This is a genomic window from Cellulosimicrobium arenosum (assembly GCF_014837295.1).
GTDB classification, from domain to species: Bacteria; Actinomycetota; Actinomycetes; order Actinomycetales; family Cellulomonadaceae; genus Cellulosimicrobium; species Cellulosimicrobium arenosum.
The window spans coordinates 45,200-71,519 of sequence record NZ_JACYHB010000011.1; the positions used below are offsets into that span (position 1 = coordinate 45,200).

The window sequence follows — 26,320 nt, forward strand, 5'->3', positions numbered from 1 at the left end:
CGGCGGCTCACCCCTCGGTAGCAGTCAGCCCCACCCGCCACAGGAGGTCTTCCATGGTCAGCAGGATCGGACTCGTCGGTCTCGGGAAGATGGGCGACAACATGCGGTCGCGGGTCCGCGCCGCGGGGATCGAGGTCACGGGCTACGACCCTCGACCGGAGGTGTCCGACGTCGCGTCGCTCGCCGACCTGGTCGCGGCACTCCCGTCGGACGAGCCCCGCGTGGTGTGGGTGATGGTCCCTGCCGGCGAGCCGACGCGCAGCTCCGTGGACGCCCTGGCGGGTCTCCTGGGCTCGGGCGACGTCGTGATCGAGGGCGGCAACTCCCACTACGTCGAGGACCAGGAGCGCGCCGCCCAGCTTGCCGAGAAGGGGATCGGCTACATCGACGTCGGCGTCTCCGGCGGTGTCTGGGGGCTCGACAACGGGTACGGGCTCATGGTCGGTGGCGACCGGGACGTCGTCGAGACGGCGATGCCCGTGTTCGACGCCCTGCGACCGGACGGTCCCCGCGAGGAGGGATTCGTCCACGCCGGCGAGGTCGGGGCCGGGCACTTCGCGAAGATGGTCCACAACGGCATCGAGTACGGGCTGATGCAGGCGTACGCGGAGGGCTACGAGCTCCTCGCGGCGAAGAAGGGACTCGTGACGGACGTCCACGGCACGATGAAGGCCTGGACCCGCGGCACCGTGGTCCGTTCGTGGCTGCTCGACCTCTTCGTCCGTGCGCTCGAGGAGGACCCTAGCCTCGCCGAGATCACCGACTGGGTGGACGACTCCGGCGAGGGGCGGTGGACCGTCGACGAGGCCATCGACAACGCCGTACCTCTCCCCGTCATCTCGGCGGCGCTGTTCGCACGGTTCGCCTCGCGGCAGCAGTCCTCACCCGCGATGAAGGCCGTCGCCGCGCTCCGTCAGCAGTTCGGCGGGCACGCGGTCCGGGCGGCCGGTCCTACGTCGCCCGGTGCCGGCCCCCTCGAGCCACCCGCCTGACCGGGACGGACCCGTCCCGCACCCATCGGTATGTACTTCTCGCACCTCTCCCTGATCGACTTCCGCTCCTACGAGACGGTCGATGTCGAGCTCGTGCCCGGCGTGAACGCGCTCATCGGTCCCAACGGGCAGGGCAAGACCAACCTCGTCGAGGCGCTCGGGTACGTCGCGACCCTCGGCAGCCACCGCGTCGCCGGGGACGCCCCGCTGGTCCGGGCGGGGGCAGCACGCGCCGTCGTCCGCACGCGTGTCGTCCGAGGCGACCGGGCGAGCACGATCGAGCTCGAGATCACGACCGGGAAGGCCAACCGCGCGCGCATCAACAGGTCGCCCGCGTCCAGGCCGCGGGATGTCCTCGGTATCGCGCGCACCGTGCTGTTCGCGCCGGAGGACCTCGCCCTGGTGAAGGGGGACCCCGACGGCCGGCGGAGGTTCCTGGACCAGCTCGCGGTGCTGCTCGTCCCGCGCGTGGCGGGCCTCGTGACGGACTACGACCGGGTGCTGCGTCAGCGCGGGGCCCTGCTCAAGTCGGCGAGCGTCGTCCGGGGCCGCGGGCGCGGGAAGCGTCGCGCCCGGCCGGCACCACCGGTGAGCTCTCCCCCGGCCGGCGACCCTCATGATTCTGCCGGACCAGCCGGATCCGGTGCCGTGGACGACCCGGAGTCGGCGGCACTCGCGACCCTCGACGTGTGGGACTCGCGCCTTGCAGAGCTCGGTGGCCAGCTGACCGCGCTGCGTCGTCAGCTCGTCGCCGCGCTGGGGCCCTACGTCGCCCAGGCGTACGAGGACGTCAGCTCCGGGCAGGGAGAGGCCCGGATCACCTACCGGTCGTCGGTCGACGACGCCGTCGACACCACGGACACGGACGTGCCGACCGCGGACGTGCTCGAGCAGCGGATGCTCGACGCCCTCGGCGCGGTCCGCGACAAGGAGCTCGACCGTGGCGTCAACCTCGTCGGACCGCACCGCGACGACCTCGACCTGCAGCTCGGCGGTCTCCCGGCCAAGGGCTACGCGAGCCACGGGGAGTCCTGGTCCTTCGCGCTCGCACTGCGCCTCGCGTCGTACCGCCTCCTGAAGGAGGGCGCACCGCAGGGCCACGACTCGCTTCTCTGGGCCGACGACTGGGGCAGCGACAGCGAGCCGATCCTCGTCCTGGACGACGTCTTCGCGGAGCTCGACGTCCGCCGTCGGGATCGCCTCGCCGAGCTCGTCGCGGGCGCGGGACAGGTCATCATCACCGCAGCGGTGCCCGACGACGTCCCCGCCCTCCTCGCCGGAGCGCGGTTCGCGGTCGAGAACGGGACGGTCGCTCGTGTCGACTGACGGACCGGACCCGACCCCGGGAGACGACACCGACGACGCGGACGCACCGCCCCGTGCCACGGGCGTACCGGTCGGGCACGTCGTCGACCTCACCCCCCCGGCCGAGGTCGCCCGGCAGGCGCTGAACCGTGCCAAGGCGGCCGCACGGGCGAAAGGGCTGCGGCCGGGGCAGGAACCGCGCCGTCGCATCCTCGCGGACCCGCCGTCGTCGGGCGCCCGTCCTGGGGCCCGCGACCCGCAACGCGTCGCGGACACCCTGGCGCGGCTGCTGCACGAGCGGGACTGGGTCGCGGACGTGTCCGTGGGGGGCGTGATCGGCCGTTGGCGAGAGGTCGTGGGGGACCAGATGGCGGAGCACTGCCAGCCGGAGACGTTCGAGGACAAGGTCCTCGTGGTCCGCGCGGACTCGACGGCGTGGGCCACGCAGGTGCGTCTCCTCGTTCCGCAGCTGCTGCAGCGGCTCGCCGACGAGGTCGGCGAGGGCGTCGTGGAGACCGTGACCGTGCTCGGGCCGGCGGGACCGAGCTTCCGCCGGGGACCACGCTCGGTGCGCGGTCCCGGCCCGCGCGACACGTGGGGGTGACCCGGAAGGGCCCGCTGCGGGTCGATCGCAGCGGGCCCTTCTCGTCGGTCACCCGGTGATCACCGGCCCGATGTCACGCCTGCACGCGGCGGCGCAGCCAGAACACGAGGACACCGCCGCCGACCAGGAGGAGGGCGAGGCCGGCCGCGCCCGCGACCGTCGCGCCGGTCGACGCGAGCGCCGGCCCGGTGGTCTCGGCGTCGACCTCGGTGGAGCCGCCCGGCGCTCCGTCGGTCGTGGTGTCGTCGTCGCTCACGAGCTCCGCCTCGGTGACCGGCGGGTTGGCGCAGGTGCTCGTCGCCTCCGGGTACTCCACGATCGTGGAGTACGACGGGTTGACCTCGAACAGCACGGTCGCACCCGTCCGGGTCCACGCGTAGTTGCCGTCGGTCTCGACGTAGCTGCCGTCGTCCGTCTGCATCCAGCCCGGCCACTGCCGGGGCTCGACGTCGGAGGCGCCGGGCCACAGGATCGAGCCGGTCAGCGGCTGGTCGGTGACGACGTAGTCGTCCTCGCCCTCCGGGGCCACGAACGTGATCGTCAGCGGCGTCTCGTCCGCCGTGGTGTAGCCCTCGGGGAGGCTGACGCCGTAGCCGAGGTAGGGGACGTCGCTCTCGCAGACGGCCTGGATCTCGCCCGGGACGAGATCGCAGTCCGCGACCTCGAGCGCCACGTCCGCGAGGGCGAGCGTGGCGCTCGTGCCGTCGTCGGACGAGGTGTACCCGCCGAGGTCGCTCCCGAAGGTGTACCCCTCGAGCGGCGTGGCGGTGACGATCCCGCCCTGCGCCGCGTAGGCGATGCCGTCGGTCGTCGGCAGGGTCATGGCGACGTCGTCGGACTCGCACGTCTGGGAGACCGTCGGGGGTGCCGGGACGACCGACTCCTGGACCGGTGTCGTGTCGCACGCGCCCTGCGGGAGCAGCGCGCCGACGTCCTGGTGGTCGTCGCCGAGCAGGTAGCCCTCCGGGAAGATCCCGGTGTTCGTGGCCCTCTCGATGACGGCCGGCAGCTGGTAGTCGTTCGTGGCCCTTCCGACCAGGTCCTGCTGGATCCCCCACTCGGTGCACAGCTCGGCCGTCGTGACGTCCGCGTCGATCGTGCGTGCGACAGCGCGCACCTCGTCGAGGTCCAGCGGTGCGACGAGCCACTTCTTCTGCTCGGGGTGCGGGGGCAGCGTGATCTGCTCGCTGGTGACGATCCCCTGGAGTCCCGAGTTCTCCCAGGACGCGGGCTGCGTGGAGTCGAGCTTGGGGTAGACGTAGACGCCCACCTGGACGCGGGCGTCGTCGGGAAGATCGGTGTCGCACGGCTGCGATGTCCCGGTCACGTGCGCGCCGTAGCCGCGGGAGCCGTCGGGGTCGTCCCACGCGACCACGTCGACGCTCCACTCGTGCGAGGTGGTGGGCGGCTCGAGCCGGTAGCTGGTCATGAGCTCCCGGTCGAACGTCTCGTCGACCGTCTCGCCGTCGATGGTCACCGAGATCTGGTTCTCACCGGGGGCGTAGGAGGTCAGGTCGACGTCGATCGAGTCGCAGTCGGCGGTGATCCGCGGAGTGTGGGCCGAGGCCGGTGCCGCCGTGGCGACGGCGATCCCGCCCAGTGCGAGTGCTGCGGTCACAGCGCTCGCGAGGAGTCTCTTCACGGTGTCGGGGGTCCTTCGCTGTCGGGGCGTCACACGACATGCGTGATCACCGGGCGAATGGTATGAGTACATGACATCCAACCATTTGTCCGGAGTTCTGCGCATAACGGTCTGGTCACGGAGCGCGCCAGGGCGACTGCGGGGGTCGCTCCGCGCCCGTACACAGGGGCCTGTGGATAACTGAGGTGGAGAACGACGACCGGAGCGAGGGAGACTCACGCACCGTCGTCGTGGGATCCGCGTCATGGTGCCGCAGATCCGCGGTTCTCGGCCCGTGGCGGGTAGACTGTGGAGGTCATTCCGGGTCTTGTCATCACGCGCCCGCACAGGACGTCCTCCTGGCTCGTCCCAGGTGTGCTGCTCATCGACCAGCACACCTCGGAACTCGCCTCGGGACGGTACGAGCGATCGTGGTGCAGGCCCGGAACCTGTGAGCCGTGAATGACCGTTGCCCGGGGATATCCTGCGGAAACGTGCCTCACGTGCCAGACGACGAGGAGCAGTCCTGCCCGTGGCAGAGCACATCGACCCAGCCAGCCTGCAACCAGCCGTCGGGGCCGCCGACACCGGCGGCGCGAGCGGCGCCACCGGCCCAGCACCCTCGGCCACAGGCTACGACGCCGGGAACATCACCGTCCTGGAAGGCCTCGAGGCGGTTCGCAAGCGACCCGGTATGTACATCGGGTCCACCGGCGCCCGCGGCCTCCACCACCTCGTGACGGAGGTTGTGGACAACTCTGTGGACGAGGCGCTCGCGGGGCACGCCGACACGATCGACGTGACACTTCTCGCCGACGGAGGTGTACGCGTCGTGGACAACGGTCGTGGCATCCCCGTCGCGATGCACCCGACGGAGAACCGTCCGACCGTCGAGGTCGTCATGACCATCCTGCACGCGGGCGGCAAGTTCGGCGGCGGCGGGTACGCCGTCTCCGGCGGACTGCACGGCGTGGGCATCTCCGTCGTCAACGCGCTCTCCCGCAAGGTCGAGACCGTGGTCAGGCGGGACGGGTACACGTGGTCGCAGACGTTCGCGAACGGTGGCGAGCCCGTGACCGAGCTGGTGCGGGGAGAGGCCACCTCGGCAACGGGGACGTCGCAGACCTTCTGGGCCGACCCGGAGATCTTCGAGACCACGGAGTTCGACTTCGAGACGCTCCGTGCGAGGTTCCAGCAGTACGCGTTCCTCAACAAGGGCCTACGGATCAACCTGACGGACGAGCGTCCGGAGCACCTCGACACGGGCGATGAGGTCACCGGTGAGGACGCGACGCCGACCGCGGACGCCGCAGTCACCGAGACCGCGCCCGACGGGGGCCCGGCGGATGCCCGTCCGGAGGGCTCCGCACGTCCTGCACCGACCGCGCGCACCGTGTCGTACAAGTACGACGGCGGGCTCGTCGACTACGTCACGCACCTCAACTCGGCCAAGAAGGTCGAGCTCGTCCACGCCGAGGTGATCGACTTCGAGGCGGAGGACACCGAGCGCCGGATCGCGGTCGAGATCGCCCTGCAGTGGACGAACGCCTACTCCGAGTCGGTGCACACCTACGCGAACACGATCGCGACGACGGAGGGCGGCACGCACGAGGAGGGCTTCCGTGCGGCGATGACGTCCTTGGTCAACCGCTATGCGCGGGAGAAGACGATCCTCAAGGAGAAGGACGAGAACCTCACGGGCGACGACATCCGCGAGGGACTCACCGCCGTCGTCTCCGTCAAGCTGGGCGAGCCCCAGTTCGAGGGCCAGACCAAGACGAAGCTCGGCAACACCGAGGCCAAGACCTTCGTCCAGCGCGTGGTCCACGAGCAGCTGACGGACTGGTTCGACTCGCACCCCACCGAGGCGCGCGACATCATCCGCAAGGCGATCCAGGCCTCCCAGGCGCGGCTCGCGGCCCGCAAGGCCCGGGAGGCGACGCGCCGCAAGGGTCTCCTCGAGTCGGGCGGTATGCCCGGCAAGCTGCGCGACTGCCAGTCGAACCGCGCCGCGGACTGCGAGGTCTTCATCGTCGAGGGCGACTCCGCCGGCGGGTCGGCGGTCCGCGGGCGGAACCCGGAGACGCAGGCAATCCTGCCGATCCGAGGCAAGATCCTCAACGTCGAGCGCGCACGCCTCGACCGGGCCCTGTCGAACCAGGAGGTCCAGTCGATCATCACCGCCTTCGGCACCGGGATCGGCGAGGACTTCGACCTGGGCAAGCTCAGGTACCACAAGATCGTCCTCATGGCGGACGCCGACGTCGACGGCCAGCACATCGCGACGCTCCTGCTCACCCTGCTGTTCCGGTACATGCGCCCGCTCATCGAGAACGGTCACGTGTACCTCGCGCAGCCGCCGCTGTACCGGCTCAAGTGGTCCAACGCGCCGCACGACTACGTGTACTCCGACCGCGAGCGGGACGCGTTCCTCAAGGCGGGCCTCGCCGACGGCAAGCGGATCCCCAAGGACAACGGGATCCAGCGCTACAAGGGTCTGGGCGAGATGGACTACTCGGAGCTGTGGGACACGACGATGGACCCGGAGCACCGCACGCTGCTGCAGGTCACCATGGACGACGCCGCGGCCGCGGACGAGATCTTCTCCGTCCTCATGGGCGAGGACGTCGAGTCACGCCGAAGCTTCATCCAGCGCAACGCCAAGGACGTGCGCTTCCTTGACATCTAGCACCGACCGCACGCGGCGACAGCAGCACGTAGAGACGAACGAACGAGGTAGAGCGTGAGCGACGAGCAGACTCCCCCGACCGGGCCCGGCGACGGAGCTGACGGGGCCGACGGCGCGGACGGCGTCGAGGAGGTCGTGCACGCCGACGGCACCGCGGTCGCGGTGCAGCACGGGCGCATCGAGCAGGTCGACCTGCAGCTCGAGATGCAGCGCTCGTACCTCGACTACGCGATGAGCGTCATCGTGGGGCGTGCTCTCCCGGAGGTCCGGGACGGGCTCAAGCCGGTCCACCGCCGGGTGCTGTACGCGATGTACGACGGCGGCTACCGCCCCGACCGCGCGTTCTCCAAGTGCTCGCGGGTCGTCGGCGACGTCATGGGCAAGTTCCACCCGCACGGCGACAGCGCGATCTACGACGCGCTCGTCCGCCTCGTCCAGGACTGGTCCCTGCGGTACCCGCTCGTCGCGGGTCAGGGGAACTTCGGCTCCCCCGGCAACGACCCGGCGGCCGCCCCCCGGTACACCGAGTGCCGCATGGCCCCCATCGCCATGGAGATGGTCCGGGACATCGACAAGGACACCGTCGACTTCCAGGACAACTACGACGGCCGCACCCAGGAGCCGGCGATCCTCCCGTCGCGCTTCCCGAACCTGCTGGTCAACGGCTCCGCGGGCATCGCGGTGGGCATGGCGACGAACATCCCGCCGCACAACCTGCGCGAGGTCGCCGACGGCGTGCACTGGCACCTCGCGAACCCGGAGGCGTCGCGCGAGGAGCTGCTCGCAGAGCTCCTGCAGCGCATCAAGGGCCCGGACTTCCCCACCGGCGCGACGATCCTCGGCCACAAGGGCATCGACGAGGCGTACCGCACGGGCCGCGGCTCGATCACCATGCGCGCGGTGGTCAACGTCGAGGAGATCCAGAACAGGATCTGCCTTGTCGTCACGGAGCTGCCGTACCAGGTCAACCCGGACAACCTGGCGGCGAAGATCGCCGACCTCGTCAAGGAGGGTCGGGTCAACGGCATCGCGGACATCCGCGACGAGACCTCGGGCCGGACGGGGCAGCGGCTCGTCGTCGTGCTCAAGCGTGACGCCGTCGCGAAGGTCGTGCTGAACAACCTCTACAAGCACACCCAGCTGCAGGACACGTTCGGCGCGAACATGCTCGCGCTCGTCGACGGCGTGCCGCGCACGCTGAGCCTCGACGCCTTCGTCCGGCACTGGACCGCGCACCAGCTCGACGTCGTCCAGCGCCGGACGCGGTACCTGCTCGCGGACGCCGAGAAGCAGATCCACATCCTGCGCGGCTACCTCAAGGCGCTCGACGCGCTCGACGAGGTCATCGCCCTCATCCGGCGCTCCCCCGACGCCGACCGGGCACGTGCCGGCCTCATGGAGCTGCTCGGTGTGGACGAGGTCCAGGCCACCGCGATCCTCAACCTGCAGCTGCGCCGCCTCGCTGCCCTGGAGCGGCAGCGGATCACCGACGAGCACGACGAGCTCGAGCGCAAGATCCTCGACTACGAGGACATCCTCGCCAAGCCCGAGCGCCAGCGGAGCATCGTGGGCGACGAGCTGCGCGAGATCGTCAACCGCTACGGCGACGAGCGACGCACGACGATCCTGCCGTTCGACGGCGACGTCTCGATCGAGGACCTCATCGCCGAGGAGGAGATGGTCGTCACCATCACGCGTGGCGGGTACGTCAAGCGCACGCGCAGCGACAGCTACCGGGCGCAGAAGCGCGGGGGCAAGGGAGTGCGCGGCGCACAGCTGCGCGAGGACGACATCGTCGACCACTTCTTCGTCACGACCACCCACCACTGGCTGCTGTTCTTCACCAACCTCGGCCGCGTGTACCGGGCGAAGGCCTACGAGCTGCCCGAGGGAGGTCGGGACGCCAAGGGCCAGCACGTCGCGAACCTCATGGCGTTCCAGCCGGGCGAGAAGATCGCGCAGGTCCTGGACCTGCGCGACTACGACACGGCCGACTACCTGGTGCTCGCCACCCGGCGGGGCCTGGTCAAGAAGACGCGCCTCATGGAGTACGACTCGCCGCGCTCGGGTGGTCTGATCGCCATCAACCTGCGTGAGGACGAGCACGGCACACCGGACGAGCTCGTCGCCGCGCTGCTCGTCGACGCGACCGACGACCTCATCCTGGTCTCGCGCAAGGGGCAGTCGATCCGCTTCCCGGCGGGCGACGAGACGATGCGCCCGCTCGGGCGCGCCACGTCGGGCGTCACGGGCATGAAGTTCCGGGCCGACGACGAGCTGCTGTCGGCGGACGTGGTCGAGCCAGGTGCGAACCTGTTCGTGGTGACCGAGGGCGGGTTCGCCAAGCGCACCCGCCTGGACGAGTACCGCGTCCAGGGTCGCGGCGGACTCGGCATCAAGGTCGCGAACCTGGTCGAGGCTCGTGGAGATCTTGTGGGGGCTCTGGTGACAGAGTCCGACGACGAGGTCCTGGTCATCATGGAACGGGGCAAGATCGTGCGGTCGGCGGTCGACGAGGTGAACCTGACCGGCCGGAACACCCAGGGGGTGACGTTCGCCAAGCCCGACAAGGGCGACCGCATCATCGCGGTCGCGCGGAACGTCGAACGTCGCCTCGGAGAGGATCGGGATACCGTGGTCGCAGACGACGTGTCGACCGATGCGTCGACGGAGGCCGCGCACGACGTGGATCAGACCGCTACGGCCGAGGAGGCCGGAGGGACCGACACAGCCCCCGGAACCACCGAGGAAACCAGATGAGCAGCGAGAACAACGCACCTCCGGCGATCACGCCGCGGTCGACAGCACCGCGCCCTGACGCGAGCTCCGGCCACGGGTACTCCGGGCGGACCGGCGCGCACGCGGACGACCGCGGCTCGAGCGTGGCCACGGAGCGACCGGTCCCGCCTCCTCCCCCGCCGCCGGCCTCCGGCAACGGTTCGTCCACGGCACCGTCCGTCGGCACCGCGCCGCAGCCGCAGCACGACGAGGACGACGGCATGGAGCGCGCCGCCGGCGAGAGCCGGGTCTCGGTCGCGCGGACGGGTGCGGTCAAGGCCGCGGCCGCGGCGATCGCCGCGGCGAAGACCGCGGCGAAGAAGGTCGGTTCGGCGATGCCGGCCGCGCCGCCGGAGCACGCGGTCGACGACGACCCCACGGTGCGTCGCACGCCGGGCGCCACGTCCGCCGTCGGCGCGGGTGCGGCCTCGACCATGCACTACTCGGCTCCGGGGCTGTCCGGCACCGCGACGGGCGTCAGCGGCACCGCGCAGCCGGCCACCGAGACGACGGCGACGGCCCGGACCGACGGCCCTCGTCGGGTCCGCCTCGCCCTGTCGCGGATCGACCCCTGGTCCGCGATGAAGCTGGGGTTCCTGCTGGCCGTCGCGATCGGCATCATGACGGTCGTCGCGACCGCGGTCGTCTGGTACGTCCTCGACGGCATGCACGTCTTCATCAAGATCGAGGACTTCGTGCAGCAGATCGTCGGGACCGAGACCGACGTCAACGTGCGCCAGTACGTCGCGTTCGGCCGGGTGATCTCGCTCGCGACCCTGGTCGGGGTCGTCAACGTGGTCATCATCACGGCGCTGTCCACGATCACCGCGTTCCTGTACAACATCGTGGCGTCGCTGGTCGGCGGGGTGCACCTCACGCTGACCGACGACTGACCGCTCCAGGTCCGCACCTGGTCCGGCGCGTGCTCGGTTTGGGCAAGCCCGGCCCGGTGGGGTAACCTCAAGCGCTGCCTGCGTGCGACACGGTCGCCAACGCACGGCTCGGGCCTATAGCTCAGACGGTTAGAGCGCTTCCCTGATAAGGAAGAGGTCAGAGGTTCAAGTCCTCTTAGGCCCACTGCCGATCCCACTCGAGGGGGAACGTATGAAGAAGCTGCTCGTCCTGCTGCTCGCCGCCGGCGCCGGTTACCTGGTGTGGCGCAAGTACCAGGAGGACAACGCGGAGCGTGACCTCTGGGCGGAAGTCACCGACACGTTCGAGTGACCGCGCCTGGCCGGCGCACGGGGCCATGGCGCAATTGGTAGCGCACCTGCTTTGCAAGCAGGGGGTTGGGGGTTCGAGTCCCCCTGGCTCCACCACAGCTCGAGGAACAGACCGAGGGCCCCGCACCGACTTCACGGTGCGGGGCCCTCGGTCGTACCGGCCCGGTCGTGCGGGTCAGCCGGCGTCGTCCGCCTTCTTCGCGGCGTCGTCCGCCCTGTCCACGGCGGCGTCGATCTGCGTCTCGGCTGCATCAGCGGCCTTCTCCGCACCGTCGGCCGCGCTGTCCGCGGCGTCCCCCACCTTGCGGCGGGTGCGGCTCGTCGCCTTCTTCGCGGCGTCCTTCGCCTCGGACACACGGTCGCTGACGTCCTCGCGGACCTCGGTCGCACGGTCCGCGAGCTTGTCCGACGCCTCCTTGCCCTTGGCGACCGCGCTGCCCGCCGCCTCGCCGAGGGACTCGGCGGCGTGACCCACCGCCTGGCGCGCGTCGTCCAGGCCGTTGCGCTGCTGCTCCTGCTCCCAGGGCTCGGCCCACGGGTCGGACTGCGGCTGCGCACGCTGGTAGAGGACGTACCCGACGCCCGCGGCCGTGACGCCCGCGGCGACCCACAGGAACGCCTTCCCCTTCGAGCCGTCCTTCGAGGCCTTCTGGGCCTGCTTGCCGGCCTTCTTGGACGCCTTCCCGGCGTGCTTGCCGGCGTCCTTCGCGGCGTCCTTCGCCTGCTTGGCGAGCTTCTTGGCCTGCTTGCGCGAGACCGCGCCCGCCGCCGCCGTCGCGTCGGCCGCGCTCTCCGCGGCCCGCTCGGCAGCGGCAGCAGCTGCCTCGGCCGCCGCGTTGAAGCTGGCGACGAGCTTCGGCAGGAGGTCGTCGACGAGCTTGTCGTGGGCGGTGTCGATCGCCGGGCCGGCCTTGTCGGCGGCCTTCTCGACGCGCGGCGCCGCCGCCTGGACGCTGTCCTGCCACGCCTTCTCGAGGCGCGGCTGGAGCCATTCCACCAGGGCCTCGACCTTGGGGACGCTCCACTCCTTCGCCTGGGTCGCGGCACCCTTCGCCTGGCCGGCGAGCTGGCCGGCCGTGTTCTGGGCCGAGGCGGCGGCGGTCGCCGCCTGGTCCTTCAGCTTGTCGGTGTCCACCGACCCGAGAGAATCCTTGATCGTGCTGCTCGCTGAGCGAGAACGGGTCATGCGCGCTCCCCGGTGTCGTCGTCCGGCACGGACGTTGCGGAATCTGTCGTTTCCCCGACACTCTGCCACTACAGCCCGCCGCCCGCGAGGTTTCAGACGTCCGCCACGCCGCTGAGAGCGCCGGGGACTCGTGCGAGGATGGTCCTCATGTTCGCAACCCTTCACACGTCCGCCGGTGACATTCGTGTCGAGCTCCTGCCGAACCACGCCCCGAAGACGGTGGCGAACTTCGCCGGTCTCGCCTCGGGCTCCAAGGCCTGGACGGACCCCCGCACGGGCGCCGAGCACTCCGAGCCGTTCTTCGACGGCCTGATCTTCCACCGCGTGATCAAGGACTTCATGATCCAGGGCGGATGCCCCCTCGGTACCGGCACCGGCGGTCCCGGGTACACGTTCGACGACGAGATCCACCCCGAACTGCAGTTCGACCAGCCCTACCTGCTGGCCATGGCGAACGCCGGCCTGCGCCGCAACCCCGTGACGGGCGCGTCCGAGGGGACGAACGGGTCGCAGTTCTTCATCTCGACCATCCCCACCCCGTGGTTGAACGGCAAGCACACGATCTTCGGTCGTGTCGCCGACGACGAGTCGCGCGCGGTCGTGGACGTGATCAACGAGACGCCGACCCGCCCGGGCGACCGTCCCGTCGAGGACGTCGTCATCAGCTCGGTGACCGTCGAGGACTGACCATCTCCCAGCCACCGTCGCAACCGCCCTACGGATCGGCGGGGCCGCAGGGCGGTCCCGCCGCCGCGCCCGTGTGCCCCCGGCACCCGGACCGTGTGTCGTACGTGCGGTGCCAGCGCTGCGGTCGTCCGGTGTGCCCGGAGTGCCAGCGACCCGCCGCGGTGGGGGTGCAGTGCGTCGACTGCGTGCACGACGCCGCACGCCGCGTCCCGCAGCAGCGCACCTCCCTGGGGGGCGTGGTCCGGGGCGGCCCGCCGGTCGTGACCTACACGATCATCGGGCTGTGCGTCGTGAGCTGGGTGCTGCAGCTCGTCACGGGCGGCGACTGGACCCGGCTCTGGTGGTTCGCGCCGGTGATCGGTGAGCAGGAGCCGTACCGGTTCCTGACGTCGGCGTTCCTGCACTCACCGAGCCCGCTGCACATCCTGTTCAACATGTACGCCCTGTGGATCACGGGGCCGTTCCTCGAGCAGATGCTCGGCCGGTGGCGCTTCGTCGCGCTCTACCTGCTGTCGGCGATCGGCGGCTCCGTCGGCTACCTGCTGCTCGCGGGCGGGCCGCTGAGCGAGACCTGGTACCAGCCGGTGGTGGGCGCCTCGGGTGCGGTCTTCGGTCTGTTCGGCGCGATCCTGCTCGTGCTGCGGCGTACCGGCCGCAACGCCATGCAGATCGTCGTGCTCATCGCGATCAACTTCGCGATCGGCTTCTTCTTCTCCGGCATCGCGTGGCAGGCCCACCTCGGCGGGCTCGTCGTCGGGCTCGTGCTGGGGGCGGCCTACGCCTACGCGCCGCGAGAGCGGCGCACGCTGGTGTCTGTCGCGGTGACGAGCGTCGTCGCCATCGGCCTGGTGGCCGCGACCTGGCTCACGTACGCGACCGTGCCCCAGGTCCTCGGCGGCTGAACGCCCGCCGACCGACGCCCGCCCCCACACTTATCCCCAGGGTTACTCACAGGTGTGGAACTACACCGGTGGAACTCGGGTCACTTCCAGCGGGTGGTGAGCACGAACCCCGCGATGATGAGGGCGAACCCGACGGCCAGGTTCCAGTACTCCAGCGCCGGGATCGGCAGCTGCCTGGACCCGCTGAGGTAGAACAGGACGATCCAGGCGAGCCCGAGCAGCATGAGCGTGAGCATGGTGGGCACCAGCCAGCGCGGGTTGCCGGTCTCCGCCCTGGGCTCGCGGGGGGCGCGGGCGGCCTTGGCCGGCTTCTTGCGGGACTTCGACTCGGGCACGAGTAGGGGCTCCTGTCCTGGTGAGGTCCCTGCCGCCGTCTCCCGCGGTCGCGGGACTGCCGTCGTCGTGCAGGAACCGTGCATGGTGTGGGTACGTCGCGGGCGGCCCGGGGAGGGTTGTCCGCCAACGACATTCGTCGTCTAGCGTAGTGGGCGCAGAGACTACGCTGTACATCCGCGTGCGCGCACGCGCACGCGCGCCCCGATCCGCGGGGTCGTGGGCACAGGATCGTCGGGAAGGAGACCGCACCGTGAGCGAGACGGATCCGGTCCCCGCCGGCCCGCGGCAGCGACCGCGTCGCCTCCGATCGACCCTCACGGTGGCCCTGGTGCTCGCCCTCGCCGGTCTCATGTTCACCGCGAACGCGCGGCTCGCTCGGGGCGAGGAGTCCCGGCACCCGGAGAATCTCGCCCAGCTGGTCGACCGCGAGTCGGGTCGCGTCGAACGGCTCTCGGGCACCGTTGACTCGCTGAACGACGAGATCGAGACGCTCTCCGCGCCGTCGGGGCCGGTACCGGCCGTCGACAGCGACCAGATCATGCGCACCGCGGTCGCCGCCGGCACGGTGCCGGTGAGCGGCCCCGGCCTGTCGGTCGCGCTCGACGACGCGCCGCGGGACGGGAGCCACCCCGAGGGGCTTAGCGCCGACGCGCTCGTCGTCCACCAGCAGGACGTGCAGGCCGTCGTCAACGCCCTGTGGGCCGGCGGGGCCGAGGCGATGACGCTGCAGGGCCAGCGCGTCACCGCGACGTCGGCGTTCCGCTGCGCGGGCAACATCCTGCTCCTGCACGGACGCGTGTACTCGCCGCCGTACGTGGTCGAGGCCCTCGGCGACCCGAGCGCGATGCGGGCGGCGCTGGACCGGTCGGAGAACATCCAGATCTACCAGCAGTACGTGGACGCGGTAGGCCTCGGCTGGTCCGTCCAGGACGACGACGACATCGACATGCCACGGTACGAGGGGGCGCTCGAGCTCACGTACGCGCGTCCGGCCACCGGGACGCCGTCGTGACCACCGCTCCCCTGCCCACGGTGCGCCACCGGGCGCCGTCGGGCCGCCGCGGCGGGGGTGCGTCCGCGGTCGTCGGGGTGCTGGGCGAGATCCTCATCACCCTCGGTGTCCTGCTGGGGCTCTACGTCGTCTGGCAGCTGTGGTGGACGGACGTGCAGGCGGACCGGGTCCAGGCCCAGACGCTCCAGGAGCTGGACGCGCCGACGCCCGACGCGGCCGACGTCGCGGTGCAGGTGCGCCGGGACGACCCTCCCGTCATGGAACCTCCCGCGGCGGGCGAGGTCTTCGGCACGCTGCAGGTCCCGCGCTGGGACGACGCGGTGATGCCGATCGCCGAGGGCACGGACAAGCGCGAGGTCCTCGACAAGGCGGAGGCCGGGCACTACCCGGAGACCGTCATGCCGGGCGACGTCGGGAACTTCGCTCTCGCGGGCCACCGCATGACGTACGGCGCGATCTTCCACCGCGTCGAAGAGCTGGAGCCGGACGACCCCCTCGTCGTGCAGGCGGGCGACGTCTGGTACGTGTATCGGGTGACCGACATGCGCGCCGTCCAGCCGTCACAGGTCGAGGCCGTGGCGCCCGTCCCGTGGGAGCCCGGCGTCGAGCCCACCGAGCGTCTCCTGACGCTGACCACGTGCCACCCGATCGGCCTCAACTCGTTGCAGCAGCGGTTCATCGTCAACGCGCGGCTCGACTACTGGCTCCCCGTCGCGGACGGGACCCCGCCCGACCTCGTCGGGCAGACCGCACCGCCGGCAGACGAGGAGGCGAGCTGATGTACGGCGCCCTGTGGCGTGCGCTGCCCGGCCCGGCCTGGCTCCGGGTCCTGCTGCTCCTGGCCCTCGCGGCGGCCGTCGTGCTCGCGTGCTTCGAGTGGCTGTTCCCCGTCGTGGCCGAGCACATGCCCTTCAACGACCCGAACGTCCGCCAGGCGGCCCACGTGGTCCCGTCCTCACCCCCATCCCTCCAGGAGGTCCTGAGGTGACCCGCATCCTCGTCGTCGACAACTACGACTCGTTCGTCTACACGATCGTCGGCTACCTCGACCAGCTCGGGGCGCAGACGGTCGTGGTGCGCAACGACGCCGTGTCGGAGCCGGACGCCGACGGCCGCTTCCACGACACGGACGGCACGCCGTTCGACGGCGTCCTCGTCTCCCCCGGCCCCGGCACGCCGAAGGAGGCCGGGCAGAGCGAGCAGGTCATCCGGGCGTGCGCCGCGTCCGCGACGCCCATGCTCGGGGTGTGCCTGGGCCACCAGGCCCTCGCGGAGGTGTACGGCGCGACGGTCACCCACGCCCCCGAGCTCATGCACGGCAAGACGAGCCTCGTCGAGCACTCCGGTGCGAGCGTCCTCGCCGGACTGCCCACGCCGTTCACCGCGACGCGCTACCACTCGCTCGCCGTGGTGACCGGTACCGTCCCTGCCGTGCTCGAGGTGACGGCCGAGACGTCGACCGGCGTGATCATGGCCGTGCAGCACCGCGAGCTGCCGCTCCACGGCGTCCAGTTCCACCCCGAGTCCGTGCTCACCGAGGGTGGGCACCGGCTGCTCGCCAACTGGCTCGAGGCCTGCGGCCTCGAAGGGGCCGTCGAGCGTTCGGCGGGCATGGCTCCCCTCGTGCGCCAGTAGGCGGACCCGCACGCCCCACGATCAGCTCCACGCCCCACGATCAGCTCCACGCCCCACGATCAGCCCAGGGGCGTCCGAGACGCGGCGTCAGCCGTTGCCCCCTCCGTTGCCGCCGCCGCCGTTCCCCCCGCCGTTCCCCCCGCCGTCGTCGTCTCCGTCGTCGTCGCCGGGCGCGGGCCCGGTCGACACGATGAGCGAGACGGGCGACCCGACCTCGAGCTCGGCGCCGCCGCCCGGGTCCGACCCGATGACGACGCCGGCCGGCCACTCGTCGGAGGGCTGTGTCTGGCGCGTGCCCTCCGTGAGGTTCGCGCCGCCGAGCATCTGCTTCGCCTGGTCCTCGGTCTTCCCGACGAGGTCGGACGGGACGTTGGTCGTCTCGACGGCCGGTGGGATGGCGACATCGATCGCGACGCTCGACCCCTGCGCGACCTTCCCGGCCTCCGGCCGTTGCGCGATGACCGTGCCCTCGTCCTCGTCCGACTCGACCTCCTTGACGTCCGCGGTCAGCCCGAGGTCCGAGATCTGGCCCTCGGCGTCCTCACGCGTGGATCCCACCAGGTCGGGCAGGGACACGTTCCCGGACGACACGAAGAGCGTCACGGTCGACCCGGTGCTGACGCTCTCGTCCGCGGCCGGCTCGGTCTTCGTCACGAGGTCCTGCTCGACGTCGACGGAGTCCTCGCGCTCGACGTTGCCGGCGGTCAGGTCCAGCTCCTCGAGCGCCGCCCGTGCCTCTTCCTGCGTCTTGCCCTGCAGGTCGGGGACCCGGACCGAGTCCGGTCCGCCGGAGAAGTAGACCGACACCGTGGACTCGAGCTCGGCCTCCTCACCGCCCTCCGGGCTCTGCCGCGTGAACGTGTCCTCGGGCTGGTCGGAGTCGGGGTCGACGAGCTGCTCGTACTCGAAGCCCTCGGCCTCGATCTGCTGCTTCGCCTGCTCGGGCGTGACGTCGGCCGCGAGGGTCGGGACCGTGCCCGTCGTGGGCTCGTCCGGCTCCTGGTTCAGCAGGATCATGGCGATGATCGCCGCGATCGCGAGCACCGCGACCGCGATGAGGGTCCACATCAGGCCCTTGCGGCTCTTGCCCTGCTCCTCGTCCTCGCCGGGTTCCTCGCCCGGCGGGACGGCCGGGGCCGCCGTCGTCTCCCACGGGTTGGCCGGGCCCATCACCTGCGTGGCCTGGACCGCGGTCGGCTGCATGTCCGCCGCCGCGACGGCGCCCAGGCCGGCCGCGGCCATGGCGACACCGAGCGCCGGTGCGTTGACGTAGCCGCCGCGCACCGCGCTCTCGAGGTCGGCCCGGAACTCCGCGGCGTTGGAGTAGCGGTCCGTGCGGTCCTTCGCGAGGGCCTTGAGCGTGATGCGGTCGAGGACCTCGGGGACGTCGGGCGCGAGGGCGCTCGGCGTCGCGGGCGCCTCGCGCACGTGCTGGTAGGCGACCGCGACCGGGGAGTCCCCGATGAAAGGCGGCCGACCGGTGAGCAGCTCGTACAGCAGGCAGCCGGTCGAGTACAGGTCGCTGCGTGCGTCGACGGTCTCCCCGCGCGCCTGCTCGGGCGACAGGTACTGCGCGGTGCCGATCACGGCCTGGGTCTGCGTCATGGTCGCCGCGGAGTCCGCGACCGCCCGCGCGATGCCGAAGTCCATGACCTTGACAGCGCCCGTGGGGGTGATCATGACGTTCGCGGGCTTGATGTCGCGGTGCACGATCCCGGCGTGGTGCGAGTACTCGAGCGCCGCAAGCACGCCCGCGGTGATCTCGACGGCCTCGTCGATCGGCACCGCCTGGCCGTCGCGCAGGATCTCGCGCACCGTGTGGCCCTCGACGTACTCCATGACGATGAACGGCACGTGCACGGGGGTGCCGGCCGCGTCGGTGTGCACGTCCTCGCCCGTGTCGTACACCGCGACGATCGCCGGGTGGTTCAGCGACGCCGCGGCCTGGGCCTCGCGCCGGAACCGGGCGAGGAACGACGGGTCGCGCGCGAGGTCCGAGCGCAGGATCTTGATCGCGACGGTGCGACCGAGACGGGTGTCGTGACCGATGTGTACCTCGGCCATGCCACCACGGCCGATGAGGTCACCGACCTCGTAACGCCCGGAAAGCACTCGGGGAGCGTTGTCCACAGCTCATTCGTCCTTCGGAATAGTCGGAACCGCACGCGCGTCCGCGCGCGGCACGTCTGGCGATATCATCCCATCCGCGTGCGCGTCCCCCGCCCACGCAGGCAACGATGTCGTCACGATCCCGGCTCCGTACGATGCGTCGGGAGCGGCCGAGAGGGCGGAGTCGGAGCCGCCGCGGGCCGTGAGGGTCGCGACGACGAGCACGACCAGCAGGCCGAGGAGCGCCACGAGTGGCCAGGTCAGGCCACGCGGGAGCCCGCCGAGCCCGCCGAGCCTGCGCCCCGTCGTGGTCGACGTGCGCCCGCCGTCCTGCCGGGCCCGCCCCGAACCGGCCTCCGCCCGGCGCCGCTCCGCGCGTGTCTTCGGGACCGCGGGGGCGGTCGTCGGGCCTCGTTCGCCCCTGGCTCCTGACGCCGGCCCGGCGCCGCGAGGTGCGGATCGGGCCGGCGCCGGGCGCCGGGTGCGCGACGGCCCGTGCATCTCCCGGCGCGGCGGATAGCTGCGCGGTCCCGCTGCGGAGCCGCTCTCGTCGTCCCCGTGCCGTTCGCCCGGGGTGGGACGTTCCCAGGGCAGCGCGGGGCCGTGGGTGGTCTCGTGCGGAGACGGCGGAGCCGAGGTCTCGTCCTCGTCCTCCTGCTCGGGCGTCGCGCGGACCGTGGTCGGGATGACGATCGGCGTGATGACGGGGGCGACGTCGTCGGCGGGACCCGGCCGGGCGTGCAGACCGGCCGGACCGGCCGCTCCGGCCGGACCGGGAGGTGCGGGAGGCGGTGGCGGGCTGCTCTCGGTGCGGGCCCGACGGGCGCGGCGACCGCCGACGGCGACCGTGGCGGACCACGGGTCGCTCGTCAGGCGCTCCGCGATGGTGTCGAGCACCTGCGCGAGCGCCGCTGCCGTGCGCGGGCGCTTCGTCGGGTCCTTCTCGAGCATCGCCATGATGAGCTCGGCGAGCTCGTGGTCCACGGAGGACGGCAGCGCGGGCACCTGCTCGTTCACGTGCGCGACGGCGATGTCCACCGGCGTGGAGCCCGTGAACGGGCGGTGCCCGACGACCGACTCGTACGCCACGATGCCGAGCGCGTAGACGTCCGAAGCACCCGTCGCAGCCTGACCGACGGCCTGCTCGGGCGACAGGTACTGGGCCGTGCCCATGACCATGCCCGTCGCGGTCATGGGGACCTGGTTCGCGGCGAGCGAGACCCCGAAGTCGGTGATCTTCACCGTCCCGGACCGGTCGATGAGGATGTTGCCCGGCTTGATGTCGCGGTGCACGACGCCCGCGACGTGCGCGGCGTGCAGACCGCGTGCCGTCTGCGACAGCAGCGGCAGCAGCCGCGCGGGCGGCAGGACGGGCTCACGCTCGAGCAGGTCCGCCATGGGCTCGCCGAGCACGAGCTCCATGACGAGGTAGCCGGAGCCCTGCCGCTCGCCGTAGTCGTACATCTGCGCGATGTTCGGGTGCGACAGCGCCGCGCTGTTCCGCGCCTCGGTGCGCAGCCGGTTGAGGAAGTCCTCGTTGCCCGCGTACTCGGCGCGCAGCACCTTGACCGCGACCTCGCGACCGAGCGCGTCGTCGGCCGCGACCCAGACCTCGCCCATGCCGCCCACGGCGATGCGGCGGACCAGGCGGTACCGGTCCCCCAGCGTCAGCCCCCTCACCGGCTTCATCCGTTCAGCACCGCTTCCATGACGGCCTTCGCGATGGGGGCGGCGACCGCACCCCCGGTGGCCTCGCTGCCGCTCGAGCCGCCGTTCTCGACGATCACCGCGACCGCGACCTGCGGGTCGTCCGCGGGGGCGAAGGACGTGAACCACGCGTGCGGCGCCTCCCCGGGCACGTTCTCTGCGGTGCCGGTCTTCCCAGCCACCTGTACACCAGGCATCTGAGCAGACGTACCAGAGCCGTTCTGGACCACGCCGAGCATCATCTGGGTGAGGTCCTCGGCCGTCGAGCTCGACACCGACGTGCGCAGCCGGCGGGGGTCGGTCTTGCGGACCACGTCGAGGTCGGGGTTGCGGACGGTCTCCACGGTGTACGGCGCCATCTGGACGCCGTCGTTCGCGATCGCCGCCGAGACCATCGCCATCTGGAGCGGGGTCGCACGCACCGCGCCCTGACCGATCCCGGCGCGCAGCGTGCCGCCCTCGTCGGACTCCTCGGTGTCGTTCGTGGGGAAGTGGCTCGCCGTCACGCGCATGGGGATCGTCAGGCCGTCGTCGTCGAACCCGAAGTCCTCGGCCTGGTCGCGCAGCGCGTCGTCGCCCAGCGTGACGCCCAGGTCCGCGAACGCGGTGTTGCACGAGATGCGCAGCGCGTCCGCGAGCGTCATCTCACCCGACGGCGAGCAGCTGATGCCACCGAAGTTCTGCATCGACTGCGACGACTGCGGGTAGGGGATCGTGTCCGGCGCGGGGATCACCGTCTCCGGTGTGTAGTCCCCGCTCTCGAGCGCCGCGGCGGACGTCACGAGCTTGAACGTCGACCCCGGCGGGTACGTCTTGCCGCGGATCGCGCGGTTCGACATCGGGTCGCCGTCTGCGTTCGACAGCTCCTGGAACGCCGCGCTGGCCTCGCCGCTGTCGTGCGACGCGAGGGTGTTCGGGTCGTAGCTCGGCTTCGAGACCAGCGCGAGCACACGACCGGTCGCGGGCTCGATCGCGACGACCGCACCGCGCTGGTCCCCCAGCGCGTCCCACGCCGCCTGCTGCGCGGCGGGATCGATCGTCAGCTCGACCGACGCGCCCTGCGGCTGCTCGCCCGTGACGAGGCCGGTGAGCCGGTCGAGCCACAGCGAGCTCGCCTCGCCGCTGAGGTAGTCGTTCTCCGCCGACTCGATCTCCGACGTGCCGTTGACGACCGAGAAGTAGCCCGTGACCGGCGCGTACAGGGGGCCGTCGGTGTATGAGCGCTGGAAGCCGAACGGGTCGTCCACCGGAGCGGACGACGCGACCGCGTCGCCCGCCACGACGATCGGGCCGCGGTAGTTGTCGTACTCGCGGTAGATCGTCCGGACGTTGCGGGGGTCGTTGTCCAGCGTCTCCGCACGGAAGAACTGGATCCACGTCGTGGAGACCATGAGCGCGAGGAACATGACGAGCACGACCGTCGCGACGCGACGCAAGGGGTGGTTCACCGCGCACCCCCGGGCTGGTCGTCGTCGGACGGGCGGGCCACGACCTCGGTCGGCTGGTCGGTCGCGTGCCCGTGGCCCGTGTCCGTGCCTCCGCCGTCCACGGAACCGACACGTCCCCCGACGGCGGTGGGTGCGTCGTCGGGCATCGCCCCGGCGTGGACGGCGCCCCCGCCGGGGACCGCGACCGGCTCGTGCGCGCGGACTCCGCCGGGCGCTACCTGGCCGCGCACGGGCAGGGACGACGGGCGGCGGGCGTTGTCGGAGATGCGCAGCAGCAGGGCGACCACGATCCAGTTCGCCAGGAGGGACGAGCCGCCCTGCGCGATGAACGGCATGGTCAGGCCGGTGAGCGGGATGATGCGCGTGATCCCGCCGACGACGACGAAGAGCTGCCACGCCATGACGAACGCGAGGCCGCCGGCGAGCAGCTTGCCGAACCCGTCGCGCACCGCGACCGCGGTCCGCAGGCCGCGCTCGACCAGGATGAGGTAGGCCAGCAGGATCGCGAGCAGGCCGGTCAGGCCCAGCTCCTCGCCGAGCGAGGCGTAGATGAAGTCCGACTGCGCGAACGGGACGAGTCGCGGGTAGCCCGCACCCCAGCCGGTGCCGAACAGGCCGCCGTTCGCGAGCCCGAACAGGCCGCCCACGAGCTGGCCTGAACCGCCGGGGTCGCGCCCGTAGACCTCCGCGTCGAACGGGTGCAGCCACACCTCGACGCGGGCCTCGACGTGCCCGAACATGACCGTCGCCGCGACCGCTCCGACCGCGAACAGCAGGAGGCCGATGACGACCCAGCTCACGCGCTCCGTCGCGATGTACAGCATCGCGACGAACAGGCCGAAGAACAGCAGCGAGGTGCCGAGGTCGCGCTCGAACACGAGGATCGCGAGGGACACGAGCCAGACGATGATGATCGGACCCAGGTCGCGCAGGCGGGGGAGCTGCAGCCCGAGGATCTTCGGACCGGCGAGCGCGAGGGTGTCCCGGTTCGTCACGAGGTACCCGGCGAAGAAGATCGCGAACGCGATCTTCGCGAACTCGGCGGGCTGGAGCGAGTAGCCGAAGAGGTTGATCCAGATCTCCGCGCCGTGGATGTTGACGCCCAGACCGGGAACCAGCGGGAGCGCGACGAGCACGATGCCCACCACCATCGCGGTGTACGTGTACCGGCGCAGCAGCCGGTGGTCCCGCACGAGCCAGATCACGACGAACGCGACGACCATGCTGATCGCCGTGAACTGGAGCTGGCCCGGCGCGAGGTTCTGGTCGCCCCCGGTGACCTGGGACCCGAGGTCGAGCCGGTAGATCATGGCGAGGCCGATGCCGTTGAGCGCGATGACGACCGGCAGCATGACCTGGTCGGCGTACGGCGCGAGGACCCGCAGCAGCACGTGGGCGGTGAGGCCGAACGCGGCGATCGCGCCCCCCACGAGGTAGAAGTGCTCGGGGAGCGCGTCCGTGAGCTGCAGGCCCACGACCGCGTACGCACCGATCCCGATCGCGAGCGCGAGGACGAGCAGGCCGAGCTCGGCCCCCCGTCGCGGCCGTCGTTCGTCGGTGTCCACCGTGGTCATCAAGAGCTCTCGTCGTCGGCAGCGTCCGCGACGAGCCGCTCGGCCCGCGCCCGGGCGTCGTCGAGCGAGTCGGCGGGGATCGTCGTCTCGAGGCGGTCGACGACGTACCCGGGCAGGTCGTCGACGAGCGTGCCGGAGAGCTCGATCGGTGTCGAGAGCGTGACCGGTCCCGCGCTCTCGGGGATGCCTCGGAACACGGCGACCTGGCCGTCGGACACGCCCACGTAGTACTGCTGCTGCGTCCACCGGTAGCCGGCCCACCCGGCCGCGCCGAGCCCGAGGACGATGAGCAGCACCGCGACGACGGTGACCCAGCGGCGTGGCGGACGCCCCGGCCGCACGTCGTCGTCGACTCCCCCGGCAACCGTCTCGTCCATGTCGCCGGGCTCCGTGCCGTCGGCGGAGCCGCCGGGGACCTCGTCCGTGCCCTCGCCGGGTTCGGGGGCGGACGCGCTCGCCGCCCCCGCCGCGACGGGGACCGTGGGCAGGTCGTGGTCGGTCGTCGCCGCGGACCCGACGATCTCGATCTCGACGGCCGGCTCCGCGCCGTCGGGCACCGCGTCGAGGTCCACGACGTCCGCCACTACGACGGTGACGTTGTCCGTGCTGCCGGCGTGCAGAGCGAGCCGCAGCAGGAGGTCGGCGCACTCGTCGACGTCCGGCGTGCCCGTCATGGTCTGGGCGATCGTGTCGGTGCCGACGAACCCGGAGAGCCCGTCCGAGCACAGCATCCAGCGGTCGCCGACCTTGGCCTCGCGGACCGACATGTCGGGGGTGAGATCGATGTCGAAGTCGCCGAGGACCCGCATGACGACGTTGCGCTGCGGGTGGGTGTCGGCCTCGTCCGGCGAGATGCGACCCGTGTCGACGAGGTGCTGGACGAACGTGTGGTCCGTCGTGACCTGGGCCAGCTCGCCGTCGTGCAGCAGGTACGCGCGAGAGTCGCCCAGGTGCGCCATCACGAGCGTGCTGCCCGTGCGCAGGATCGCCGTCACCGTCGTCCCCATGCCGGCGAGCTGCGGGTCGGCCTCGCTGGCCCGGACCAGGTCCTGGCGGGCCTGGTCGATGGAGTGCTCGAGGTCGGTCAGGGCGTCGTCGGGACCGTGGTCGGTCGTGTCGAGCGGCGCGATCGCCGCGATCGCGAGCGAGGACGCGACGTCTCCCCCGGCGTGCCCGCCCATGCCGTCCGCGACGACGAGCAGGTTGGGCCCGGCGTACCCGGAGTCCTGGTTGTTGGACCGCACGAGCCCGACGTCGGAGCGCGCGGCGTAGCGCAGGGCGATGTTCACGTGCGGCTACCTCTGCAGCTCGACGACGGACTGACCGATGCGGACCTGCGTGCCGGGACCGAGCGCGACCGCCTGGCCGATCCGCTGCTCGTCGACGTACGTGCCGTTCGTCGAGCCCAGGTCCTCGACGTACCAGCCGCCGTTCTGCGGGAAGATGCGGGCGTGCCGGGACGACGAGTAGTCGTCGTCCAGCACGAGCGTGCAGCTCGGGGCGCGGCCCATGAGGATGGCCGACCCGCCGAGCGGGATCGTCGTGCCCGTCAACGGCCCGGCGGTCACCACGAGCCGGGTGGGGCCGGCCGGCTGCTTGCCGCGCTGCGGCTCCGGGGCGGGACGCGGAGCCGGTGCCGGGGTCGCAGCGCCCTTGTCGGCCCGCTTGTCGCGACGCGACGCCGTGCGCGTCCCGTAGAGGTCACGGCGCAGCACCCCGATCGCCGAGAGCACGAACACCCACAGCAGCACCAGGTAGCCCAGCCGCAGCAGGGTGAACGTGAGATCGGTCATGCCGGCCGGATCACCACTCCTCGTCGTTGGACGCCCCGGTCCAGAACATGATGCGTGTACGCCCGATGGTCAAGGAGTTCCCGTCCAGCAACGTCGCGGCCGGTACCTGGTGGCCCTCGACGAAGAGACCGTTCGTCGAGCCCATGTCGCTCGCGATCACGCCGTGCGCCGTCACGCGGATCTCCAGGTGGCGGCGCGAGACGCCCGGGTCGTCGACGACGATGTCCGCCTCCGAGCCGCGGCCGATCACCGTGACCGGGCCCGTCAGGAGGTAGCGCTGGCCGTCGATGTCCACCAGCGGGTGCCGCGCGCTCGGGGCTGACGACGTCGCGGGGGCCACGTTGCCCCGCACGCTCGACGACCGGAGCTGGAAGCGGCCCACCGCGAGCGTGTCGACCTGCTCGAAGCTCACGCTCACCGGGCCGACGAACGCGTAGTGCTGCGACGCCGCGTACTGCGTGACGTTCGACGCGAGCTCGTCGGCGAGGGTCTCCGCACCCCACGCGTCGACCTGGCCGAAGTCGTCCGGCGACAGCTCGATCGTGAACTCGTTGGGGACGACCGTGCGGTCGCGGTCGACGACGGCGGCGCGGTCGTCGACCTCGCGACGCAGCGCGCTCGCCAGCTCGACCGGCTTGACCTCGCTGCGACCGACCTTGGCGAACGCGTTGTTGACGACGCGCTCGACGCCCTTCTCGAAGCGGTCCAGGACTCCCATG

Annotated in this window: 23 protein-coding genes and 2 tRNA genes; 15 read left to right on the plus strand and 10 right to left on the minus strand. The window is 71.5% G+C overall.

Annotated features, from left to right (window positions below):
• Window positions 1-53 precede the first annotated feature (53 nt).
• The 3 genes from gnd to IF651_RS13080 are packed head-to-tail and all read left to right on the plus strand — an operon-like array spanning window position 54 to window position 2,901.
• Complete coding sequence (gene gnd, locus IF651_RS13070; RefSeq protein ID WP_191829570.1) at window positions 54-992, plus strand: phosphogluconate dehydrogenase (NAD(+)-dependent, decarboxylating); 939 nt, start codon at window positions 54-56, stop codon at window positions 990-992.
• 30 nt (window positions 993-1,022) lie between these two features.
• The gene (locus IF651_RS13075) at window positions 1,023-2,318 is read left to right on the plus strand and encodes a DNA replication/repair protein RecF (RefSeq protein ID WP_191829571.1); all 1,296 of its coding nucleotides are present in this window, start codon (window positions 1,023-1,025) and stop codon (window positions 2,316-2,318) included.
• Window positions 2,308-2,901, plus strand: a complete 594-nt coding sequence (locus IF651_RS13080; RefSeq protein WP_191829572.1) for a DciA family protein — start codon at window positions 2,308-2,310, stop codon at window positions 2,899-2,901. The genes IF651_RS13075 and IF651_RS13080 overlap by 11 nt, the downstream gene beginning before the upstream one ends.
• A gap of 73 nt (window positions 2,902-2,974) precedes the next feature.
• Here the strand turns inward: IF651_RS13080 and IF651_RS13085 are convergent, their stop codons facing one another.
• The gene (locus IF651_RS13085; protein ID WP_191829573.1) at window positions 2,975-4,519 is read right to left on the minus strand and encodes a hypothetical protein; all 1,545 of its coding nucleotides are present in this window, start codon (window positions 4,517-4,519) and stop codon (window positions 2,975-2,977) included.
• Between the two features lie 652 nt (window positions 4,520-5,171).
• Between IF651_RS13085 and gyrB the strand changes: the two genes are divergently transcribed.
• The 6 genes from gyrB (at window position 5,172) to IF651_RS13110 (ending at window position 11,308) form a co-directional block, all read left to right on the plus strand.
• A complete protein-coding gene (gene gyrB / locus IF651_RS13090) occupies window positions 5,172-7,211 on the plus strand; it encodes a DNA topoisomerase (ATP-hydrolyzing) subunit B (RefSeq protein ID WP_338403959.1) in 2,040 nt (679 codons plus the stop codon).
• Window positions 7,212-7,346: 135 nt separating this feature from the next.
• Entirely contained in the window at window positions 7,347-9,971 is a 2,625-nt protein-coding gene (gene gyrA / locus IF651_RS13095) for a DNA gyrase subunit A (RefSeq protein ID WP_338403960.1), read from the plus strand.
• Window positions 9,968-10,882 carry a DUF3566 domain-containing protein gene (locus tag IF651_RS17825; protein ID WP_241744434.1) on the plus strand — a complete coding sequence of 305 codons (915 nt, stop codon included), beginning with the start codon at window positions 9,968-9,970 and terminating at the stop codon, window positions 10,880-10,882. The genes gyrA and IF651_RS17825 overlap by 4 nt, the downstream gene beginning before the upstream one ends.
• A gap of 110 nt (window positions 10,883-10,992) precedes the next feature.
• Window positions 10,993-11,066 (plus strand) — tRNA-Ile (locus IF651_RS13105).
• A gap of 27 nt (window positions 11,067-11,093) precedes the next feature.
• A complete protein-coding gene (locus IF651_RS17830) occupies window positions 11,094-11,213 on the plus strand; it encodes a DLW-39 family protein (protein WP_241744436.1) in 120 nt (39 codons plus the stop codon).
• Between the two features lie 19 nt (window positions 11,214-11,232).
• Window positions 11,233-11,308 (plus strand) — tRNA-Ala (locus tag IF651_RS13110).
• Between the two features lie 79 nt (window positions 11,309-11,387).
• On the opposite strand, the gene IF651_RS13115 is transcribed toward IF651_RS13110, so the two are convergent.
• Window positions 11,388-12,398, minus strand: a complete 1,011-nt coding sequence (locus IF651_RS13115) for a hypothetical protein (protein WP_191829575.1) — start codon at window positions 12,396-12,398, stop codon at window positions 11,388-11,390.
• Between the two features lie 147 nt (window positions 12,399-12,545).
• On the opposite strand from IF651_RS13115, the gene IF651_RS13120 reads away from it, so the two are divergent.
• Window positions 12,546-13,085 (plus strand): peptidylprolyl isomerase, encoded by a 540-nt coding sequence (locus tag IF651_RS13120; protein ID WP_191829576.1) that lies wholly within the window; start codon window positions 12,546-12,548, stop codon window positions 13,083-13,085.
• Window positions 13,086-13,270: 185 nt separating this feature from the next.
• Entirely contained in the window at window positions 13,271-13,987 is a 717-nt protein-coding gene (locus tag IF651_RS13125; RefSeq protein WP_338403953.1) for a rhomboid family intramembrane serine protease, read from the plus strand.
• Window positions 13,988-14,067: 80 nt separating this feature from the next.
• Here the strand turns inward: IF651_RS13125 and IF651_RS13130 are convergent, their stop codons facing one another.
• The gene (locus IF651_RS13130; protein WP_191829577.1) at window positions 14,068-14,322 is read right to left on the minus strand and encodes a cell division protein CrgA; all 255 of its coding nucleotides are present in this window, start codon (window positions 14,320-14,322) and stop codon (window positions 14,068-14,070) included.
• Window positions 14,323-14,573: 251 nt separating this feature from the next.
• Here IF651_RS13130 and IF651_RS13135 point away from each other — a divergent pair, with 251 nt between their 5' ends.
• From IF651_RS13135 to IF651_RS13150, 4 genes are read left to right on the plus strand one after another with little or no spacing between them, the layout of a single operon-like run.
• Window positions 14,574-15,335, plus strand: coding sequence for a DUF881 domain-containing protein (locus IF651_RS13135; protein WP_338403954.1), 762 nt, complete (start codon window positions 14,574-14,576; stop codon window positions 15,333-15,335).
• Window positions 15,332-16,114 (plus strand): class E sortase, encoded by a 783-nt coding sequence (locus IF651_RS13140; RefSeq protein WP_338403955.1) that lies wholly within the window; start codon window positions 15,332-15,334, stop codon window positions 16,112-16,114. Before IF651_RS13135 ends, IF651_RS13140 begins: the two co-directional genes overlap by 4 nt.
• Window positions 16,114-16,323: a hypothetical protein gene (locus IF651_RS13145; RefSeq protein ID WP_191829578.1), complete on the plus strand. Its 210-nt coding sequence runs from the start codon at window positions 16,114-16,116 to the stop codon at window positions 16,321-16,323. The genes IF651_RS13140 and IF651_RS13145 overlap by 1 nt, the downstream gene beginning before the upstream one ends.
• The gene (locus tag IF651_RS13150; protein ID WP_191829579.1) at window positions 16,320-16,970 is read left to right on the plus strand and encodes an aminodeoxychorismate/anthranilate synthase component II; all 651 of its coding nucleotides are present in this window, start codon (window positions 16,320-16,322) and stop codon (window positions 16,968-16,970) included. Before IF651_RS13145 ends, IF651_RS13150 begins: the two co-directional genes overlap by 4 nt.
• Window positions 16,971-17,057: 87 nt before the next feature.
• Here the strand turns inward: IF651_RS13150 and pknB are convergent, their stop codons facing one another.
• From pknB to IF651_RS13185, 7 genes are read right to left on the minus strand one after another with little or no spacing between them, the layout of a single operon-like run.
• Window positions 17,058-19,100 (minus strand): Stk1 family PASTA domain-containing Ser/Thr kinase, encoded by a 2,043-nt coding sequence (pknB, locus tag IF651_RS13155; protein ID WP_191829580.1) that lies wholly within the window; start codon window positions 19,098-19,100, stop codon window positions 17,058-17,060.
• 3 nt (window positions 19,101-19,103) lie between these two features.
• Window positions 19,104-20,768 (minus strand): serine/threonine-protein kinase, encoded by a 1,665-nt coding sequence (locus IF651_RS13160; protein WP_191829581.1) that lies wholly within the window; start codon window positions 20,766-20,768, stop codon window positions 19,104-19,106.
• Entirely contained in the window at window positions 20,765-22,234 is a 1,470-nt protein-coding gene (locus tag IF651_RS13165) for a penicillin-binding transpeptidase domain-containing protein (protein WP_191829582.1), read from the minus strand. Before IF651_RS13165 ends, IF651_RS13160 begins: the two co-directional genes overlap by 4 nt.
• On the minus strand, window positions 22,231-23,808 hold the full coding sequence (locus IF651_RS13170; RefSeq protein WP_191829583.1) for an FtsW/RodA/SpoVE family cell cycle protein: 1,578 nt from the start codon (window positions 23,806-23,808) through the stop codon (window positions 22,231-22,233). The genes IF651_RS13165 and IF651_RS13170 overlap by 4 nt, the downstream gene beginning before the upstream one ends.
• Window positions 23,808-25,097: a protein phosphatase 2C domain-containing protein gene (locus IF651_RS13175; RefSeq protein ID WP_191829584.1), complete on the minus strand. Its 1,290-nt coding sequence runs from the start codon at window positions 25,095-25,097 to the stop codon at window positions 23,808-23,810. The genes IF651_RS13170 and IF651_RS13175 overlap by 1 nt, the downstream gene beginning before the upstream one ends.
• A gap of 6 nt (window positions 25,098-25,103) precedes the next feature.
• The gene (locus IF651_RS13180) at window positions 25,104-25,601 is read right to left on the minus strand and encodes an FHA domain-containing protein FhaB/FipA (RefSeq protein ID WP_191829585.1); all 498 of its coding nucleotides are present in this window, start codon (window positions 25,599-25,601) and stop codon (window positions 25,104-25,106) included.
• A 10-nt stretch (window positions 25,602-25,611) separates the two neighbouring features.
• On the minus strand, window positions 25,612-26,319 hold the full coding sequence (locus tag IF651_RS13185; protein ID WP_191829586.1) for an FhaA domain-containing protein: 708 nt from the start codon (window positions 26,317-26,319) through the stop codon (window positions 25,612-25,614).
• Between the last annotated feature and the right edge of the window lies 1 nt (window position 26,320).